The organism is Microbacterium sp. F1-18 (assembly GCF_052921305.1).
In genome coordinates this window covers 593,220-612,082 of record NZ_JBREVD010000001.1, presented here as the reverse complement: position 1 = coordinate 612,082, position 18,863 = coordinate 593,220, and the positions used below count along the sequence as shown (strand labels likewise).

Below are 18,863 nucleotides of genomic sequence, written 5' to 3'. Positions count from 1 at the left end.
TCAGCGCTCGATGTGGTCCAGGTGCAGCATCCGCGCGAGGTTCTTGTCGAGCTCGTCGTCGCGGAAGATCTTCTTCCAGTCGTCCTTGATGATGCTCTCGCGACCGTAGTCCATCGCGATCAGGCATGCATCGCTGAACGGGTTGTCGCCGCGCAGGCCGTTCGCGAGGGCGACCTGGGTGTGGCCGTACAGGATGCTGCGGGCGGCTGCCTCGGGCACGCCCATCGTGTGGATCGCCTCGTCGAGCGCCTCGTTCAGGAGCGAGCCGATCATGCAGGCGACGGTCTCGACGAGAGTGGGCTCGAGCTGAGCGAGCTGCTTGATCGTGACCCAGTGCACATCGATGACGGGCGCGTAGATCGCGCGGACGGTCTCTTCGACGATGCGCTTCTTCTCGGGGTCGTCCGACTCGATGGCCGCAATCGCATCCTGCGGGGCGGCGATGCCGCCGAACGTGTCGGCCCATTCCTCCCTCGTCGTGCGTTCGAGGAACACCGACGGGTGGCACGGGTGCGCGACGGCCTGGATGATCTCGTCACGCGTGGTGAGCAGCCCCGCGTAGGCGGCGGCCGGGTCGAGGGTCAGCACGATGGCGCCGGCCTTCAGCTGCGGGACGAGATCGGCGGTCACCGGGCCGAGCGCGAGATCGGGCACGGCGAGCACGACGATGTCGGCGTCGGCGACCGCCGCGGCGGCATCCGTCAGCTCGCGCCCGGCGGCGACCGTGCGCTCGCGGCCGGCCGGCGAGTTCTCGACGTAGAAGACGGTGTGGTCGGTCTTCACGAGGTTGTTGGACACGCGCATGCCCATCTTCCCGCCTGCTCCGACGACGGCGATCGTGTGGCTCATCAGGTTCTCCTCAGGTATTCCAGGGTGGCGCGGGTCCATTCCCGCTCGGTTCGGACAGTGGTCTGGGCATCGCCCTGCCAGGGCAGCCAGTGCTCGACGATCTCGTTGACCTTGGGCTCGTTGACCCCGCGATCGCGCGGCCGGACGGTCTCGAGCAGATGGGGGTAGTCGTGCAGCCCCTCGCCCATGCGGGTTCCGGTGAACGTGAAGCCCACCCATCCGGGCTGCCGGTCGAAGGCGAAGTCCTTCACGTGGATGTTCGTCACGTACGGCGCGGCGAGCTCGACGGTCTCGCGCGGCAGCTCCAGGCGCGCGACGACGTTGGCCGGGTCGAGGCACACGCCGAGGGCAGGGCTGTCGATGGCCGCGATCAGGCGCGTCAGATCGGCGGTCGACACCTGCTCGTAGGTCTCGAGCGCGAGTGCGACGCCCGCGGACTCGTAGGCGGGCAGGATGCCGCGCAGCCACATCTCGGCCTGCGCGAGCGTCGGGCGCGAATCGGGAGCGTAGATCATGCTGCGCACGAGCCGCGCGTCGAAGACGGCCGCGAGCTCGAGGAATCGGGCCAGGTGCTCGGGCGCGACGCCCTTCGTGCCGACCTCGATCGTCAGTCCGAGGTCGCGGGCCGCGGCGGCGGCGTCGCCCAGCTCGACGTCGTCCATGCGTTCGAGCGGGGCGTAGTCGCAGATCTGGAAGAGGTCGACGCCGAGCTCGCGCGTGCGCTCGAACGCGCCGACGAGCGAAAGCGGCTGGGGTGCACGGTCGGAGTGCTCCCACAGGAAGGCGTAGGTGCCGAGGCCGATCACGGGGTCGCTCCGTCTCGGGGGCTGCGCGAGGTCGCGAGGGCTGCAGCCTCGTCGATCACGCGGCAGAAGGCGGCCGCGTCGTGCGCGAAGCGCCCGAGGAAGAGTCCGTCGACCGCGCCCTCGAGCCGAGCGAGCAGACCGGGGCCGGCGGAGCCGCCGTAGATGACGCTCGATCCGGCGCGCGCGGGATCGGCGTCGAGGGCTGCGCGCAGGGCGCGGCTCACGGCGACGATGTGCTCGGTCGGCGCGGGCTCGGGAGTCCCGATCGCCCAGACCGGCTCGTACGCCACCACGACGCGGCCCGCGGGAGCGCCCGCGAGGTCGGCGTGGAGCTGCGCGACGCTCGCGCGCGCCGCGGCCCCGGCATCCATCCGCTCCGACTCTCCGATGCACAGCACCGGGGTGATGGCGTGGCGCAGGGCCGCCGCGGCTTTGGCCGCCGTGATCTCGTCGGTCTCGCCGAAGAGGCGCCGGCGCTCGGCGTGGCCGACCTCGGCGAACGTCCCGCCCGACTCGGCGACCTCGGCCGCCGTGATCTCGCCCGTGAAGGCCCCCGGCTCATGAGCCGAGACGTCCTGGACGCCGACCTGGATGCCGACGGGCGCGAGGAAGTCGCGGGCGTCGTCGAACTGCAGGTACGTGGGGATGACGAAGACGTCGACGACGCCGCTGCGGACGGCCTCGTGGGCGCCCACCGCGGCGGCGACCTCGCCGAACCACACGCGCGCGGCGCGCCGGCCGAAGTACGCCTTGAGGCTCACCCCGACGGTCACGCGTGGCGTCGGCGTCTCGCCGGAAGCTGCGACGGGCGGCATCAGCAGGAGCCGGTGCTCTCGTACCGGTCGATGACGGCGACCTTCTCGGCCGAGGCGGAGGCGGTGTCGAAGCGATAGGTCAGCCACTCGCGGACGAGGCGGCGCGCGAGCTCGATGCCCACGACACGCTGTCCCATCGTCAGCACCTGCGCGTTGTTGGAGAGCACGCCGCGCTCGACCGAGAACGAGTCGTGGGCCGTGACGGCGCGGATGCCGGCGACCTTGTTCGCCGCGATCGCGACGCCGAGGCCGGTGCCGCAGATCAGCAGGGCGCGGTCGGCCTCGCCGCGTGCGACCCGCTCGGCGGCCTCGATCGCGACGGTCGGGTAGGGGGTGTGCCCGTCGGCGCTCACACCGACGTCGACGACCGACGCGACGTCGTCGCTGGCCTCGAGGTCGCGTTTGAGCACCTCTTTGTAGTCGAAGCCGGCGTCGTCGCAGCCGATGACGATGCGGAGCGGTTCGGTCATGACGGGGTCCTCTCGTGGTGGGTGAGCACGTCGCCGATGGCGGTCGCGATGAGGGCGAGCGAGTGCGCGCCGGGGTCGGGGGTGCCGACGCTGTGCCGGCCGTGGGTGCGCGCCCGGCCCATGCGGGGCAGCAGCGCGGCGGTCGCGGCGGCGGACGAGGTGGCGACGGATGCCGCCGTGCGCCAGGCCTCGGCGAGGCTGGCCCCGGTGGCGACGCCGGCCGACAGCTCGGCGCTGAAGGGCACGAGGGCGTCGACCATCGTCTTGTCGCCGAGCTCGGCCTTGCCGTACGACATCACGCCGCGGGTGGCGGCGGCGACCCCGGCCGCGACTCCTGCGGCATCCGGTCGGCCCGCGTCGCCGAGCGCGCTCGCGACCGAGGTGAGGATGACGCCCCACAGCGCGCCGGAGGTGCCGCCGGCACGGTCGGACCAGGCGTCGGCGGCGCGGGCGAGCGTCGTCGCCGCTCCCGCGCCAGCGGCTCCGGCCTCGTGGGCGGCGGCGCGGGCGGCGTGCGAGCCGCGCTGCATCCCGATGCCGTGGTCGCCGTCGCCGGCGATCGCGTCCATGCGTCCCAGCTCATCGACGTGCGCGTCGACGGTGCGGGCGACCGCGTCGACGACCTCGACCACCACGCGGGCGACCGATCGCGAGTCGGTGTCACCGGGGACGATTGCGGTGGCCGCGTCGGCTGCGTCCGCGTCGGCCGTCGCGCCGGACTCGCCGGACCGGGCGGAGGCCTCGGGGGCGACGGCTCCGCGGCGGTAGGCGGGGGCGTCGACGGGGGTCTCCCACAGCTCGGCGAGCTCGTCGTCGAGCCAGAACAGCGTGAGCGAGGTACCGGCCATGTCGAAGCTCGTGCAGTACTCGCCCACGTGCGGGTCGATCACCTCGAGGCCGGCGTCGGCGAGCAGCTGGGCGATGCGCCGATAGACGACGAACATCTCCTCGTACTTGAGCGAACCGAGGCCGTTGAGGATGGGCACGACGCGTGCGTCTGCGCCGTCCGGCCGTTCGGCGAGCAGCGTCGTGACCAGCAGCTCGGCCAGCCCGTCGGCCGTCGGCACATCGCTCTCGTCGATGCCCGGCTCGCCGTGGATGCCGAGGCCGATCGCCATGCGACCATCCGGGACGCTGAACAACGGCGCGGGAGCACCCGGCAGCGTGCATCCCGAGAACGCGACACCGAACGAACGGGTGCGGTCGTTGGCGAGACGCGCCACGCGCGCGACGCCCGCGAGGTCGTGCCCGGCGGATGCCGCACCCGCCGCGGAACGGAACACGGTGAGGTCGCCCGCGATCCCGCGTCGCCGGTGCTGCTCGTCGGCCGCCGCGCTGGCGATGTCGTCGGTGACGGCGACCGTCTCGCAGGCGATGCCCTCGCCGCGCAGGCGTTCCTGCGCGGCGTCGAAGTTGAGCACGTCGCCGGCGTAGTTGCCGTACGAGAAGAGGACCCCGCCGCCCGCGTGGGCCGCGCGAGCGACGGCGTGGATCTGCTGGGCCGACGGCGAGGCGAAGAGGTTGCCCATCGCGGCGCCGTCGGCCAGGCCCGCGCCCACGAGCCCGCCGAAGGCCGGGTAGTGCCCCGACCCGCCGCCGACGACGACGGCCACCCGGCCCTCGGGTGCCGGGGTGGCACGGACCACGCCGCCCGGGACGCGGCGGACGTAGCGCGCGTTGGCCGCGACGAAGCCCTCGATCATCTCGTCGGCGAAGTCGGCCGGTGCGTTCCACAGGCGGGTCATCGTGCCGAGGGTCCGTTCTGCGTCACGGCCGTCGTCTCACCTGTGTGCGGGACGGCGGCGGGCGCCATCCGGTTGCCGCGGGCGAGCAGCACCATCAGCACGGCGGACACGAGCATCACGACCCCGACGATGACCATCGGCATCTCGTACCCGCCGGTCCAGTCGCGGACGGCGCCGGTGATGTAGGGCGCGCTGAACCCGGCGAGGTTGCCGACGGTGTTGATCAGCGCGACGCCGGCCGCGGCCGCGGCTCCCGTGAGGAAACGGGTGGGCAGGGTCCAGAAGTTCGGCAGAGCGGCGAAGATCGCGCACGCGGTGACCGTGATCACGGCGATCGTCGCGGCGGGCGACCCCGCGAAGAGCGCGAGCGGGATCGACACGGCGCCGGCGACGGCGGGCACCGCGATGTGCCAGGTCTTCATGCCGCGGCGGTGCGCGTCGCGAGACCACAGCACCATGACGATCGCGGCGGGCAGGTACGGGATCGCGGTGATCAGGCCCTTCTGGAAGACGTCGAAGGTCTGGCCCGTCTGCTCCTGGAAGCCCTCGATGATCGTGGGCAGGAAGAACGCGAGGGCGTAGAGGCCGTAGATGAAGCCGAAGTAGATGAACGACAGGGCCCACACTCGTCCGCTGCGGAACGCGAACCGTGCCGAGACGTGCTTCTCGCGCGCTTCGGTGGCCGAACGCTCGGCGGCGAGGGCACCCGTGAGCCAGGTCTTCTCGTCGGCCGTGAGCCACGCGGCATCCGCGGGGGAGTCCTTGAGGTAGAACCAGGCGACGACACCGACGATGACGGCGGGGATCGCGACGCCGAGGAACATGAACCGCCAGCCCTCGAGCCCGAAGAAGACGCCGTGCTGCTGGATGAGGGCGCCGGCCAGCGGGGCGCCGATGACGGTGGTGAGGGGCTGGGCCAGGTAGAAGAGCATGAGGATGCGGCCGCGGTAGCGCGAGGGCACCCACAGGCTGAGGAACAGGATCGCTCCGGGGAAGAAGCCGGCCTCGGCCACGCCGAGCAGGAAGCGCAGGACGACGAGCTGCTCGAAGTTCTGCACCCACGTGAAGAGCACCGCGACGATGCCCCAGCTCACCATGATGCGCGCGAGCCACTTGCGGGCGCCGAACCGGTGCAGCGCGAGGTTGGAGGGCACCTCGAGCAGGATGTAGCCGATGAAGAAGACGCCCGACGCGAACCCGAACTGGGCGGCGCTCAGGGCGAGGTCGTCATTCATGCCGTTCGGTGCTGCGAAGCCGATCGCGGTGCGGTCGAGGTAGTTGATGAAGAACATCAACGCCACGAACGGCACGAGGCGGATAGCGACCTTGCGGATCGCGGAACGGGCTACGGGTGATTCCGTTTCGGAAGAGGTGTCCACGCTGACTTCCCATCGTCGGTTGCGCGACGAGTTGCCTCATCGCCCGGCTAGTTTGGCAAACCGGTTGACCAATTGCAACCTCGTTCCTGCCGGGTAGGTTTGTCGTCATGCCCGCCTATCGCTCCGACGGATCGCCCGACCTCGCGGCATCCCTCGCAGCGCTCCCGGCGCGCACACCCGTCTCGGAGGTCGCGCGACGCCTGCTCGACCTGTTCACCTCGGGCGATGTCGCCCCGGGCACGCGGCTGCCGCCGGAGCGGCAGCTGGCCGCGACCCTCGAGGTCGGGCGGTCCGCCGTGCGCGAGGCGCTCGCCGCCCTCGAGATCCTCGGGATCGTCGACGTGCGCCCCGGCTCGGGAACGTACCTGCGCGGCGCGGCGAGCGAGCTGCTGCCGCAGACGCTGCGGTGGGGATTGCTCATCGGCGAGCGGAACACGCACGAGCTGATCGAGCTCCGGTCGGGACTGGAGATCTACGTCGCCCGTCTGGCGGCGGCCGCCGCCGGTTCTGGCGATCTCGAAGCGCACGTCGAACGGATGCGGTCGACGCTGGGCGACCTCGGCGCGTTCGCCCGTGCCGATCTGGCATTCCACCACGAGCTCGCACGCATCGCGGGCAACGCGATGCTCATCGATCTGCTGCACGTCGTCCGGTCACTGCTGCAGGTCTACGCCGACCGCGCGGTGCACGACGACGAGCAGGCCCGTCGTGCGCTCGCCGAGCACGAGGTGATCGCCCGTGCCGTGGCGGCGGGCGACGAGGACGCCGCCGCATCGGCGATGGCCGCGCATATGGCGACGGCCGCCCGCCGCATCGCCCCCTGATCCCTGGGGCGCGAGGTCCCACTTCGGCCGGTTATCCGGACGCCATACCCGGCTGAACTGGGACCTCGCGGGTTGGCCCACGCGGGTCGCGGGTCAGTCGGCGACGCGGGTGAGGCGGATGCCCATGTAGGGCCGGCCGGGAAGCTCGACGCGCAGCTGGCCGCGATGCTCGCCGGGCACCGGCTCGACGGTCATGTTCCACGTGTCGACGACCTCGACCCGCCATGCGCCCTCGTCGAGGATGACGTTGCGGAACCGCGGGCGGTTGAAGCCGAAGTAGCCGATCTTCACGGCCCCGGCGACGCCGCCCCACGGAACGTCCCAGTCGCTCGGCAGGGGATCCCAGACGCCGGTCGGCGACTCGGCCTGGAGTCGTTCGAGGAACGCGATCCGGTCGGGGGACGAGCCGTGCAGCTCACCGCCCTTGGACCACCAGAGGACCTCGTCGTCGCGGCCGTGCGCCGGCGGGTAGTAGGTCTCGCCGTGGCCGACGTAGCCGCCGCGCACCGCTCCTTCCCAGAAGCGCCGCGTCATCTCCTCGCCCGTGATGTTGCCCCAGCCCTGGTCGATGTCGCCCTCGTAGGCGCACTCGTCGATGACGACGGGCTTGCCCCACTGCTCGCGCCACTGGTCGGTGTTCTCGGCTGTGCGGTACACGTCGACGCGCTGGATGCTCACATGCGTGATCCAGGGCTTGTCGTAGTCGTAGACGGGACGGCAGTTGTGGATCGAGTTGAGGTGGCCGAATGCGTCCTCCTCGCCGACGACCGCGGCGAGCCGCTCCCAGTCGTCGAGGTCCTTCGACCACAGCAGGTCGTACTCGTTCGCCATCGACCACCACACGTTCGCGTAGCCCGACAGGCGCCGCACGACATAGCGCAGGTACCGCTCGTCGACGGCGGGTCCGAGGTCGGCGAAGCCCCACCTGTCGTAGGCGTGGAACAGGATGATGTCGGCCTCGATGCCGAGTTCGGCGAGCTGAGTGATCCGCTTCTCGAGGCGGCGGAAGTGCGCGGGGTCGAAACGCTCGAGGTCGAACCCCTCGGCCAGGCTCCCCGCGAAGGGGAAATCCGCGGGCTCGTCGCTGTTGTACAGGTACGACTTCGGGAAGACGCACATGCGCAGCTTCGCGAACGACGTGGCGGCGAGCGTCGCGAGGGTCTGTTCCTGCAGGGCGTCGGGCTGGTGCGTCCAGGCGTACGCGGTCGTGCCGAGCGGACGGTGCCGGGTGCCGTCGGCGTGCCGGAAGTGGAAGCCGTCGACGCGCACCGGGCCGTGCGAGCCCGCGCGTGCCGCGACGACCTCGAGCCCGCCGGTGACGCCGTCGAGTGAACGTGCGGTCGAGCGGGTGCGGAAGCTCCAGGCTCCGAGCGTGTCGGCGAGGGCGCGGATGATGTAGACGCCGTCGCCGTCGTAGAAGCCGCCGACCCGCACCTCGGCACCGCCCCGCTCGAAGACCGCGTCGACCTCGACGTCGACGAACGGATTGCCGTGGGCGGGTCCGGTGAGCCGGATCTCGATCGGATCCCACAGCGCCGCGCTCGCGGGCACCTCGACCGTCGCCGACCCCCGCGCGACCTCGGCGCCCTCGTATGACGGGTCGGGGTCGATCGCGGGCGCGTACGGCGGGCGGGCCGCCCCGGTCCCGACTTCGGCGAGGGCGGCGAAGAAGCGTTCGCGCTCGTCGAGGTTCTCGAGCGCCGGCACGATCGCGACGAGCTGGCCGAGACGTCCACCCCGGAACTGCGTCGCCATCGGCGAGGCCGCGACACCGGGCATGTACCGCTCGAGGATGGCGCGGGCGGCGGGGTCGTCGAGGGCTTCGCCGAAGGTCGTGGCGCGGTCGAACATTCATGCCTCCTGGGCGGTGAAGGGTATGCGGTGAAGGGTGTGCGGTGACGGGCGGGTCAGGACGCGGTGGCGTCGCGGATCGCGGAGTCGACCGCCGTGAGGAGGTCGGGCGGGCTGAACATGAGCACCGAGCTCACCGTGCGGCCCGAACCCCAGCGGGTCTCGTCGCGCACGGCCGGCACCCGGTCGGGGGCGTGCTGGTCCAGCGTGCCGAGCAGAGCGTCGTACGCCCGTGGGTCGTCGATGACGTCGGCGAGCGAGGCGCTCAGCCCGTCGAGCGGGGGGAGCGCCGTCGGGCTCTCGGCCGTGAATCGCCACTCGTGCGTCCCCGATCCGACTTCGGCGCGCAGCCCCGGCAGGTCGACGTCGGCGCGGGTGCTCGGCGGCACGGTCGCGGTGACCACGATCTCTCCGCCCGCGCGGCGCCACGCCACGCTCGCCTCGCCGTACGGCGTGAGGTGTCGCGCCGCGGCGTGGTCGAGCGAACGCAGCGGGCGCGGCGCGATCCGCAGCCGCCGGTAACCGGGGGCCGCCGGGGCCAGGCCTGCGACGGTCCGGTGCAGCCAGTCGGCGACGGCGCCGAGCGCGTAGTGGTTGAACGAGGTCATCTCGCCCGGGTTGACACTGCCGTCGGGCAGCAGCGAGTCCCAGCGTTCCCAGACGGTCGTCGCGCCCTGCGTGACCGGGTACAGCCATGACGGGCACTGCGTCTGCGTCAGCAGGCGCTCGGCGGCATCCAACCGCCCACCCTCGGTGAGGGCGTCGGCGACCAGCGGTGTGCCCACGAATCCGGTGCCGATGCGGTAGCCGCCTTCGCGGACGAGGTCGGCCAGTCGGGTCGCAAGTGCCGCCCGCGCCTCATGGTCGACGACGAGGTCGAACTCGAGTGCGAGCGCGTATGCGGTCGGGGCGTCGCTGACCATCCGGCCGGCCGGGGTGACGTACTCCGCGACGAAGGCCGCGCGGCTGCGCTCCGCGAGCGCCCCGTAATGCGCGGCATCCGCGTCGAACCCGAGCAGGCGGGCCGCGTCGGCGACCAGCCGCAGCGACCGGGCGAAGTAGGCGCTCGCGACGATGTCGGAGTCGACCTTCGCCTGGCCCGGCTTGTCGGGGGGAGCGGAAGGGTCGAGCCAGTCGCCCAGCTGCATGCGTCCGGCCCACAGCCCGCTCTCGCCCGCATCCGCTGCCACCGCGTCGACCCACGAGCGCATGCTCGGGTACTGCGCGGCGACGACGTCGCGGTCGCCGAAGCGCTCGTGCATCACGGTGGGCACCACCGTCGCGGCATCGCCCCAGGCCGCCGGGCTCACCCCGAACGCCCCGAAGGTCGTGAGAGCGGCGGGGACGACGACGGGGACCGAGCCGCCGCTGCGGCGCTGCTCGTGGGCGAGGTCGCGCAGCCACGACGTCAGGAATCCGGCGCAGTCGTAGAGGAAGGATGCCGTCGGCGCGAAGACCTGCAGATCGCCGGTCCAGCCCAGGCGCTCGTCGCGCTGCGGACAGTCGGTCGGTATCGAGAGGAAGTTGCCGCGCATCCCCCACACGACGTTCTCGTGCAGTCGGTCGATCAGCGGGTCCGACGAGGAGAACCACCCGGTGCGCGTCATGTCGGTGTGCAGGACGACGGCCTCGATGTCGGCCGGGTCGACGTCGGCGCCGGTGACCTCTGCGTAGCGGAATCCGTAGAAGGTGAAGCGCGACTCGAGCACATCGTCGTCGCCGGTGAGGTCGAACGTCGCGGTCGCGGCGGCGTTGCGCAGCGGCCGCAGGGCGAGCTCGCCGTGCTCGAGTACTTCGGCGTGGCGGACGACGACGCGCTGCCCGGCCCGGCCGCGCACGCGCAGGCGGAGCCGGCCGACGAGATTCTGGCCGAAGTCGAGGATGCGGCCGCCCGAAGGTGCGGTGAGCACCTCGGCCACCGGGAGCGTCTGGGTGCGGCGCACCGGCGGTGCGATGCGAGCCTCGGGCGTCGGGACGTTCTCGTAATCGGGGCGGGCCGCGGCGCCGACCCTCGCCGGCGAGAACTCCGTCGCGGCGCGTGCGAGGTCCTGGTGCTCGCCGGCGTAGATGCCGGAGCCGACGACCGGGCCGTCGCCCGCCGCCTCCCATCCTGCACTGGTCGCGGCGAGGGTCTCGCTCGTGCCGTCGTCGTAGGTCACCCGCAGCTGTGCGAGGAACGACGGCTGGTCGCCGTAGAGGCGGTCGGCGAACGCGAAGAACCCGTACTTCTCGGTGTACCAGGCGCCCGCGAGCGTCGCGGAGAGCTCGTTGTCACCGTCGCGGATCAGGGCCGTGACATCGACGGTCTCGTGCACCAGGCGATCGCGGTAGGCGGTCCATCCCGGCGCGAGCACCTCGTCCGAGACGGCGCTGCCGTTGATCTCGGGCTCAGCCGATCCGAGCGCCGTCCAGAAGAGGATCGCGCGCGAGACCGGGCGGGCCGGCCGGAACCTCGTACGGACGACGGCGGGCTGCGCCGGGCGCTCCGGGTCGGCGAGCCCGATCGGCTCGGCGACCCATTCGTCGTCGCCGAGGAAGCCCGCGGTGACGACGAGGTCATCGCTCCAGGGCGTCGCCGTGCCCGACATGCCTTCGACCCGGATGCGCACGCGTCGCGTCTCGCCCGGGGCGAGCGGGGTGAACGGCCACGGCACGAGCGCGCTCTCGTCGTACTCGAGGGCGACCGGGCCCGAGCCGTCGTCGATCTCGGCCCGGCGCTGCATCCAATCGGGCTCGTCCGTTCCGACCGTCCAGCTCAGTCGCGGGGTGGGCGTTGCGACGAACGCCGTGTCGTCGCGCAGTTCGGCGCGCAGCGTCGCGACGGCGGCGCTCATGCGTCGCCCAGGATGCGGCCGAGCCGGGCCGCCAGAGCCACCGCACGCGGATCGGCGCCGCCCGGCCAGGGACCGCGGGCGATCGTCCAGGCGAAGGCGAGCCCGGTGTCGGGGTCGACGCAGGCGAGCGCGCCTGCGGCCCCGTCGTGCCCGAACGCGCGAGGACCGCCGAAGGCGAGCTGCTGCGACGGCTTCTGGAAGACGATGGCGTGTGCGCGGTCGTGCTGATGGAGCACTTCGTCGTAGCCGCGGATCTGCTGCTGCCCGATCGCGGCCACGGTCTCGGGGCCGAGCGCCGGCGCGGCGCCGTCGACCCCCGTGACCATGGCGGCGAACAGGCGGGCCAGACCGCGGGCCGAGCCGGTGCCGCTGCCGGCGGGATGCCCGTAGCGCCAGCTGCGCGGCGAGTTGGCGAGGTCGATGCCGCCCGCCGCGGGGGCGAACACCTTCGGGCCGAGCGTCGACGACGACCGCTCGGCGGTGTCGGACACCGGTCGGATCATCGGCAGCACGTCCACCCGGCGGTGCTCGAGCTCAGTGGGGAGCCCGAGGTGGAACTCGATCGCGTGCGGCGCCCGGATCTCGGTCTCGTAGAACTCGTGGAGAGTTCGGCCGGTCACGCGGTAGACCAGCTCGTCGCCGAGGCTGCCGATCGTGATCGCGTGGTACCCGAATGCGCTGCCGGGGTGCCAGAACGGTGTCGATTCCGCCAGCCGCGCGGCGGCGGCGTGGTGGTCGAGCAGCTCGTCCCACGTGAGCGGATCGTCGGTCTGCGGGAGCCCGGCCTGATGCGACAGCAGCTGGCGGACGGTGACCGCCGCCTTGCCCTTCGCCGCGAACTCGGGCCAGTAGTGCGCGACGCGCTCGTCGAGGTCGATCTCGCCGCGTTCGACGAGCAGGCCGATCGAGAGCCCGATCGTGTTCTTGGTCACCGAGTACGGCACCATGACGGAGTCGCCGTCGAGGTGCGGGCCGCCCCAGGCGTCGAGCACCGTGCGGCCTCGGTGTATCGCCGCGACCTGGAACGACAGGTCGGGGTCCGCGGCGAGCAGCCCCTCGAGGTCGGTCACGACGTCGGTCAGGCGATCGTCGGCGTGCCCGCGGAGGCTGCCGGTCAGCTCGGTGATCGATTCGGTGGTCATGCGGGAACCTCCCACTCGGCGGTGAGCGGGAGCTCGGCCACGGACGCTCCCGTGTGCAGGGTATAGGTGCCGGGCTCTACGACCCAGGCGCCGTCCCAGTACGCGAGGCGGCGCGGGTCGACCGCGATCTCGACCGTCACGGTCTGGCCGGCCTCGGCACGCGCGACGGCGAAGCCGACCAGCCACCGCACCGGCCGGTCGACGGCGGAGCCCGCCCGCTCGGCGTAGACCTGCACGACCTGCTTGCCCGCGCGATCGCCGGTGTTGGTGAGGGTCACCGCGAGCGCGTCGTCGCGTCGCTCGGCGGCATCCCATCGCCAGGTCGTATAGCCGAGCCCGTGCCCGAACACGAAGGCGGGCTCGACGTCGTCGCGCAGCCAGGCCCGGTATCCGATGTGGATGCCCTCGTCGTACCGCAGCACGCCGTCGGTCGGGGTCACCTCGACGACGGGGACGTCCGACAGGGCGGCGGGCCACGTCGTGGGGAGGCGCCCGCCGGGCTCGGCTGCGCCGGTGACGATGTCGGCGAGGGCGTGGCCGAACTCTTGGCCGCCGAAGTATCCCTGCAGCACGGCGGCGACCTCACCGGCCCACGGCAGCGCGACCGGCGACCCCGCGTTGACGATGACGATCGTCGGGGTGCCCGTGGCCGCGACCGCTCGCACGAGGTCGTCCTGGCGGCCGGGAAGGTCGAGGTCGACGCGGTCGTAGCCCTCGGACTCGACCTTGGAGTTCGTGCCGACGACGACGATCGCGACCTCGGCCGCGGCCGCGGCGTCGACCGCGCGGGCGATCAGCTCGTCGGGGTCGGTGCGTTCGGGCGCGACGCCGACCGTGGCCGAGAAGGCGCCGGCGATCGCACCGTTGCCCGCCCGGGCGAACTCCACCCGGATGTCGACGGGGGTGCCCGCCGTCACCGTGACCGGCGCCGTGAGCGAGGGCGGGTTCAGGAACGCCGCGCCGAGGTCGGTGCCGGTCAGCACGGGCGCGTCGTCGAGGCGCAGCTCGCCGTCGACGAAGAGACGGCCGGGGTTCGCCCCGGCGAAACCGAGCTCGATCTCGCCGGACTCGGCCGGGGTGAGGCGCGCCTCGTAGACGATCGTCGAGCTCTCCGCGATCGGGGCGCCGCCGCCGAACCACACGAGGGCGGTCGAGCGGCGGTCTTCGGCGAAGATCTCGGTGCCGGCGGCGTCGAGGAAGCTCACGCGCATGCCCGGCTCACCCGTCACCGGGTTCGTCAGCTGCGACAGCGGCAGCTCTGCGACGCCCTCCTGCACGACGGCGCCGATCTCGAAGCGCACCTCGGCGCCCGGGAGGGTCTCGCGGAGCGCATCGAGCGGCGAGCTGACGCGCTCGGGCACCACCGTCGCCGAGCCGCCGCCCTGCGTCCGCGCATCCCGGGCGTTCTGGCCGATGACGGCGACCCGACGGAGGACGTCCGCATCGAGCGGCAGCGTCCCGTCGTTGCGGAGCAGCACGGTCCCGGCGACGGCGGCCTCCCGTGCGAACGCGACGCCGTCGACGGCGGCCGTCTCGCGCGGGGCGCTGTCGCCCAGGGCGCCGACCCGCTCGGCGAGCAGCAGGATGCGCAGCACCTTGCGGTCGAGGTCGGCCTCGTCGACCCGCCCCTCGCGCACCGCGGCGACGAGGTCGGCGTACGCCGGCGCGGGGCCCGGCATCGCGAGGTCCTGCGCCGCGGGGACGGCACCGAGCGAGCGCACGGCGGTCCAGTCGCTGATGACGACGCCGTCGAAGCCCCACTCGGAGTTCAGCGGGTTCTCGAGCAGGTCGTTCTCGGTCATCGTGACGCCGTCGACGGAGTTGTAGGAGCTCATGAGGGCCCAGGCGCCCGCATCCGCGACCGTGCGCTCGAAGGGGGCGAGGTAGAGCTCGCGCAGCGCGCGGGCGTCGACCTGCACGTCGACGGTGAAGCGGTCGGTCTCGGAGTCGTTGGCGACGTAGTGCTTCGGCGTCGCGGCGACCCCGTTGTCCTGCAGGCCGCGCACGTACGCGGCGCCGAGCTCGCCGGTGAGCTCGGGGTCCTCCGACAGGCACTCGAAGTGACGTCCGCCGAGCGGGGAGCGGTGGAGGTTGATGGTCGGGCCGAGCACGACGTCGACGTCCTTCCGGCGGGCCTCCGACGCCGAGGCCGCGCCGTACCGGTAGGCGAGGTCGGCGTCCCACGACGCCGCGAGCGCGGAGCCGGAGGGCAGGTTCAGCGACGGGTCGCGCTCGTCCCAACGGGGGCCCCGCACACCCGCGGGTCCGTCCGAGAGGGTCATCGCCCGCAGCCCGATCCCGGGCAGCGGCACCGTCGTCCAGAAGTCGGCGCCCTGCACGAGGGCGGCCTTGTCCTCGAGGGTGAGGCGGTCGAGCAGGGGACGGAGGTGGTCGGTGGACGCGGTCACGGGGACTCCAAGCGAGAGGGGGGTGGTGGGAGGGGGATGCCGGGGCGCCGGAACGGGAGCCCCGGCATCCGTTCAGGCTGCGCCGCGCGCGGCCTCCGACGCGAGGAACGTGCGTCGGGCGGCGCGACGCTCCTCCTGCCGATCGGGGTCGGGAACGGGCGCGGCCATGAACAGGCGCTGCGTGTACGGGTGCTCCGGCCGTGCGGTGACCCGGTCGGCGTCGCCCGATTCGACGATCTCGCCGCGGTACATCACCGCGACGCGGTGGCTCACGTGTCGGACGACCGCGAGGTCGTGCGTCACGAAGAGGTAGGCCACCCCGGTGCGCTCCTGGATCTCGATGAAGAGGTCGAGAACGCGGGCCTGCGTCGACAGGTCGAGCGCCGAGACCGGCTCGTCGCAGACGATCAGGCGGGGGCGCAGTGCGAGCGCACGGGCGATCGCGACGCGCTGACGCTGACCGCCCGAGAACTCCCGCGGCAGGCGGCTGCGCGCATCACCGGGGAGGCCCACCTGGTCGAGCAGCTCGCGGACCCGGTCGCGGGCCTCGCGCGTGCCGACGCCGGCGGCCGTGAGCGGCTCGGTGAGGATCTGCTCGATCGTCATCGAGGGGTTCAGCGACGAGTACGGGTCTTGGAAGACCACCTGGATGTCGGCGCTGAGGGGGCGCCGCTCACGCCGGGAGAGGTGCGAGATGTCGCGTCCGTCGAAGACGATCGAGCCTTCGGTGACGGGGGCGAGCCCCAGCGCGGCGCGACCGAGGGTGGTCTTTCCCGAACCCGACTCGCCCACGAGCCCGACGGTCTCGCCCGGGAGGATGTCGAGCGAGACCCCCTTGAGGGCGCGGAACGGTTCGGCTCGGAACCCCTTGCCGGGGTACTCGACGACGAGGTCGGAGACCTCGAGCAGCGGAGCGGTCATGCGCTCGCTCCCTTCGTGACCAGCGCCGGGCGGGCGGGACCCTCGTCGAGGATCGCGTCGAGCAGCGCTCGGGTGTACGGATGACGTGCGTCGCGGAAGATCGAGCGCACCGGGCCCTGCTCGACGAAGCGCCCGTTCTGCATGACCGTGACGCGGTCGCACAGATCGGCGACGACGCCGAAGTTGTGCGTGACGAGCAGCATCGCCATGTGACGCTCCGCCTGCAGGTCGCGGAGCAGATCGAGCACCTCGGCCTGTACCGTGACGTCGAGAGCGGTCGTCGGCTCGTCGGCGATGATCAGGTCGGGATCGGTCGAGACCGCCCCGGCGATCAGCACGCGCTGCGCCATTCCGCCCGACACCTCGAAGGGGTAGGCGTCGAACGTGCGCTTGGGCTGGGGGATGCCGACGCGGGCGAGCAGGTCGAGCGAGCGCTCGGTCGCATCCTTCTTCGACAGGCCGAGCGTCGCGCGCAGGGGCTCGACGAGCTGGCTGCCGATCGTGAAGGCGGGGTCGAGGTTGCTCATCGGCTCCTGCGGGATGTAGCCGATGCGCTTGCCGCGAACCCCCGCATAGACCCGGTCGGAGGCGTCGGCGAGCTCGATGCCCTCGTAGCGGATCGACCCGTCGGTCACCCGGCCGCCGCGGGGGAGGAGACCCAGCACGCCGAAGGCGGTCTGCGTCTTGCCCGAGCCCGACTCGCCGATGAGCCCGTGCACCTCGCCCTTGCGGATGTCGAGCGAGACGCCGTGCACCACCTCGATGTGCGAGCCGTCGGGCTGGTCGTAGCCGACATGCAGGTCGCGGATCTCGAGCACGCGCTCGGTCGCCTTGCTGCGCGCGTCCTCCGGGTGGACGATGACGCCGGTGCCCTCGACGACCGGCAGCTCGTCGAGGTCTTCGATGGGCTCGCCGCCCCCGGTCGACACCGAGGTGGTGACGGCTGCGACCGAGCCGGTCGCGGTGGTGACAGCACGACGACGCTTGCGGCGGACGGTGACGGTGCGCTCGAGCTCGTCGCGCATGACGTTGGCGAGCAGGGTCAGCGCGATGCACGTCAGGGCGATCGCGAGCGAGGGCCAGATCATCAGGACGGGCGTCTTGTAGATGTTCTTGAAGCCGTCGGTCAGCATCGACCCCCACGTCGGCACGTTGACGTCGCCGAGACCGAGGAACTCCAGGCCCGACTGGATCGCCAGGGCGATGCCCGAGATGATCGCGCCCTGGATGATGATGGGCGCCCGGACGACCGCGAGGACGTGGCGGCCGATGATGCGGCCGTCCCCGAGACCAGAGACGCGGGCGGCGTCGACGTACAGCTCGCCGCGTACCGCCGTGACCGCCGCGTAGACGAGCCGGAAGAACGCGGGGGCGAGCAGGATGCCGAAGATCAGCATCGAGATCCACACCGACGGGCCGAGCACGGCGCGCGCCGCGAGCAGGACGACGATGCCGGGCAGCGCCATGTTCAGCTCCGTCACCCAGGTGGCGACGGTGTTGAACCAGCCTTGGTAGTAACCGGCGATGAGGCCGCTGACGACGCCCAGCACGACGGCCACGACGACCGCGATGAGGGCGGCGGCGACGCTCGTCTGCGTCGCGGCGAGCAGTCGCGACAGCACGTCACGGCCACTGCCGTCGGTGCCGAGCAGGTGTGCGGCGCCGGGCGGGGCCAGGATGCTGCGGATGTCGGCGAAATTGGGGTCCTGCGGTGCGATCGCGGGGCCGATGATCGCGATGACGCCGACCAGCAGCAGGAACAGCGCCGAGACGACCCCGAGAGGCTTCTTCAACAGGCGGCGGAACAGATTCACCCGCACGGGGGCGATCGGGACGGCGGGAGGGACGTCGACGGCGGTCATGACAGTCTCACCTTCGGGTTCAGAGCGGCCTGGGCGAGGTCGATCAGGAGGTTCACGATGACGACGATGATCGCGAAGGCGATCACGAGACCCATGACGACGGGGACGTCGCCGAGGGTGGTGGAGCGGACGCTCAGCTGCCCCATGCCGGGGATGGCGAAGATCTGCTCGACCACGACCGCGCCGCCGAGGAGGCCCACGAACTGCACGGCCAGGACGGCGAGCGCGGGTCCGCCGGCGTTGCGGAGGACGTGCTTGTAGATGACCGAGCGCATGCCGAGGCCGCGCGAGCGGAGCGTGCGGACGTAGTCGCGCGACATGGCGTCGATGACCGAGCCGCGCACCTGGGCGGCGACCGTCGCGATCGCGCCCAACGAGAGGGCGACCACGGGCAGGGTCACCGAGGCGAGCCAGCCGGTCGGCGACGTCGTGATGGGCACGTAGCCGGTCGCCTTGAACCACCCGAGGTTGATCGCGAAGACGAGCACGAGCAGCAGGGCGATGAGGAAGCCCGGCACGGCGAAGCCGACGAGCGAGAGCAACTGCACGGCCCCGTCGACGATGCCGCCGCGACGCGCGGCGAGGACGCCCAGGACGACGGCGAGGATGGCGGAGACGATGGTCGCGCCCAGGACGAGCGACAGCGTGACCGCGAGGCGTCCGCTGACGCTCACGGAGACCAGCTCGCCCGTGAACCAGCTGCGGCCGAGGTTGCCCGAGAGAGCGGAGACGACCCAGTCGCCGTACTGGACGAGGAGGGGGCGGTTCAGACCGAGTTCCTCGGTCTTCTTCGCGACGGTCTCGGCGGTCGCGTTCTCACCGAGGATGCGGCGGGCGATGTCGCCGCCGCCGGCGTAGAGGAGGACGAACGCGAGGAACGAGATCACCGCGATCAGCACGACGCCCGAGATCAGGCGGCGCAGGATGAATGTGAGCATGATGCCTTCCCGAAGGTGG

At 72.2% G+C, this 18,863-nt stretch carries 14 protein-coding genes; 1 reads left to right on the top strand and 13 read right to left on the bottom strand.

Going from position 1 to position 18,863, the window contains the following annotated elements; genetic code table 11:
• Genes ACU6RU_RS02860 through ACU6RU_RS02835 form a run of 6 tightly spaced genes read right to left on the bottom strand, consistent with a single transcriptional unit; the run spans window position 1 to window position 6,064 of the window.
• The gene (locus tag ACU6RU_RS02860; protein ID WP_446725849.1) at window positions 1-849 is read right to left on the bottom strand and encodes a phosphogluconate dehydrogenase C-terminal domain-containing protein; all 849 of its coding nucleotides are present in this window, start codon (window positions 847-849) and stop codon (window positions 1-3) included.
• Window positions 849-1,655 (bottom strand): sugar phosphate isomerase/epimerase family protein, encoded by an 807-nt coding sequence (locus ACU6RU_RS02855; RefSeq protein ID WP_446725848.1) that lies wholly within the window; start codon window positions 1,653-1,655, stop codon window positions 849-851. Before ACU6RU_RS02855 ends, ACU6RU_RS02860 begins: the two co-directional genes overlap by 1 nt.
• A complete protein-coding gene (locus ACU6RU_RS02850; protein WP_120263538.1) occupies window positions 1,652-2,470 on the bottom strand; it encodes a triose-phosphate isomerase family protein in 819 nt (272 codons plus the stop codon). Before ACU6RU_RS02850 ends, ACU6RU_RS02855 begins: the two co-directional genes overlap by 4 nt.
• Window positions 2,470-2,940 carry a ribose-5-phosphate isomerase gene (locus ACU6RU_RS02845; protein WP_120263537.1) on the bottom strand — a complete coding sequence of 157 codons (471 nt, stop codon included), beginning with the start codon at window positions 2,938-2,940 and terminating at the stop codon, window positions 2,470-2,472. Before ACU6RU_RS02845 ends, ACU6RU_RS02850 begins: the two co-directional genes overlap by 1 nt.
• Complete coding sequence (locus ACU6RU_RS02840) at window positions 2,937-4,685, bottom strand: dihydroxyacetone kinase family protein (RefSeq protein ID WP_446725847.1); 1,749 nt, start codon at window positions 4,683-4,685, stop codon at window positions 2,937-2,939. The genes ACU6RU_RS02845 and ACU6RU_RS02840 overlap by 4 nt, the downstream gene beginning before the upstream one ends.
• Window positions 4,682-6,064 carry an MFS transporter gene (locus tag ACU6RU_RS02835; protein WP_446725846.1) on the bottom strand — a complete coding sequence of 461 codons (1,383 nt, stop codon included), beginning with the start codon at window positions 6,062-6,064 and terminating at the stop codon, window positions 4,682-4,684. The genes ACU6RU_RS02840 and ACU6RU_RS02835 overlap by 4 nt, the downstream gene beginning before the upstream one ends.
• Window positions 6,065-6,171: 107 nt before the next feature.
• Between ACU6RU_RS02835 and ACU6RU_RS02830 the strand changes: the two genes are divergently transcribed.
• The gene (locus tag ACU6RU_RS02830) at window positions 6,172-6,888 is read left to right on the top strand and encodes a FadR/GntR family transcriptional regulator (RefSeq protein ID WP_120264417.1); all 717 of its coding nucleotides are present in this window, start codon (window positions 6,172-6,174) and stop codon (window positions 6,886-6,888) included.
• 93 nt (window positions 6,889-6,981) lie between these two features.
• Here the strand turns inward: ACU6RU_RS02830 and ACU6RU_RS02825 are convergent, their stop codons facing one another.
• The 7 genes from ACU6RU_RS02825 to ACU6RU_RS02795 all read right to left on the bottom strand — a co-directional run bounded on the left by ACU6RU_RS02825 (window position 6,982) and on the right by ACU6RU_RS02795 (window position 18,844).
• A complete protein-coding gene (locus ACU6RU_RS02825) occupies window positions 6,982-8,739 on the bottom strand; it encodes a DUF5605 domain-containing protein (RefSeq protein ID WP_446725845.1) in 1,758 nt (585 codons plus the stop codon).
• Window positions 8,740-8,795: 56 nt separating this feature from the next.
• Window positions 8,796-11,573: a family 78 glycoside hydrolase catalytic domain gene (locus ACU6RU_RS02820; protein WP_446725844.1), complete on the bottom strand. Its 2,778-nt coding sequence runs from the start codon at window positions 11,571-11,573 to the stop codon at window positions 8,796-8,798.
• Window positions 11,570-12,715 carry a serine hydrolase domain-containing protein gene (locus tag ACU6RU_RS02815; RefSeq protein WP_289330834.1) on the bottom strand — a complete coding sequence of 382 codons (1,146 nt, stop codon included), beginning with the start codon at window positions 12,713-12,715 and terminating at the stop codon, window positions 11,570-11,572. The genes ACU6RU_RS02820 and ACU6RU_RS02815 overlap by 4 nt, the downstream gene beginning before the upstream one ends.
• Window positions 12,712-14,997, bottom strand: a complete 2,286-nt coding sequence (locus tag ACU6RU_RS02810) for a glycoside hydrolase family 3 protein (protein WP_446725990.1) — start codon at window positions 14,995-14,997, stop codon at window positions 12,712-12,714. The genes ACU6RU_RS02815 and ACU6RU_RS02810 overlap by 4 nt, the downstream gene beginning before the upstream one ends.
• Before the next feature lie 198 nt (window positions 14,998-15,195).
• Window positions 15,196-16,044 (bottom strand): ATP-binding cassette domain-containing protein, encoded by an 849-nt coding sequence (locus ACU6RU_RS02805; protein ID WP_446725843.1) that lies wholly within the window; start codon window positions 16,042-16,044, stop codon window positions 15,196-15,198.
• Window positions 16,041-17,906, bottom strand: coding sequence for a dipeptide/oligopeptide/nickel ABC transporter permease/ATP-binding protein (locus ACU6RU_RS02800; protein ID WP_289330835.1), 1,866 nt, complete (start codon window positions 17,904-17,906; stop codon window positions 16,041-16,043). The genes ACU6RU_RS02805 and ACU6RU_RS02800 overlap by 4 nt, the downstream gene beginning before the upstream one ends.
• The gene (locus tag ACU6RU_RS02795) at window positions 17,903-18,844 is read right to left on the bottom strand and encodes an ABC transporter permease (RefSeq protein ID WP_120263529.1); all 942 of its coding nucleotides are present in this window, start codon (window positions 18,842-18,844) and stop codon (window positions 17,903-17,905) included. The genes ACU6RU_RS02800 and ACU6RU_RS02795 overlap by 4 nt, the downstream gene beginning before the upstream one ends.
• Window positions 18,845-18,863 lie beyond the last annotated feature (19 nt).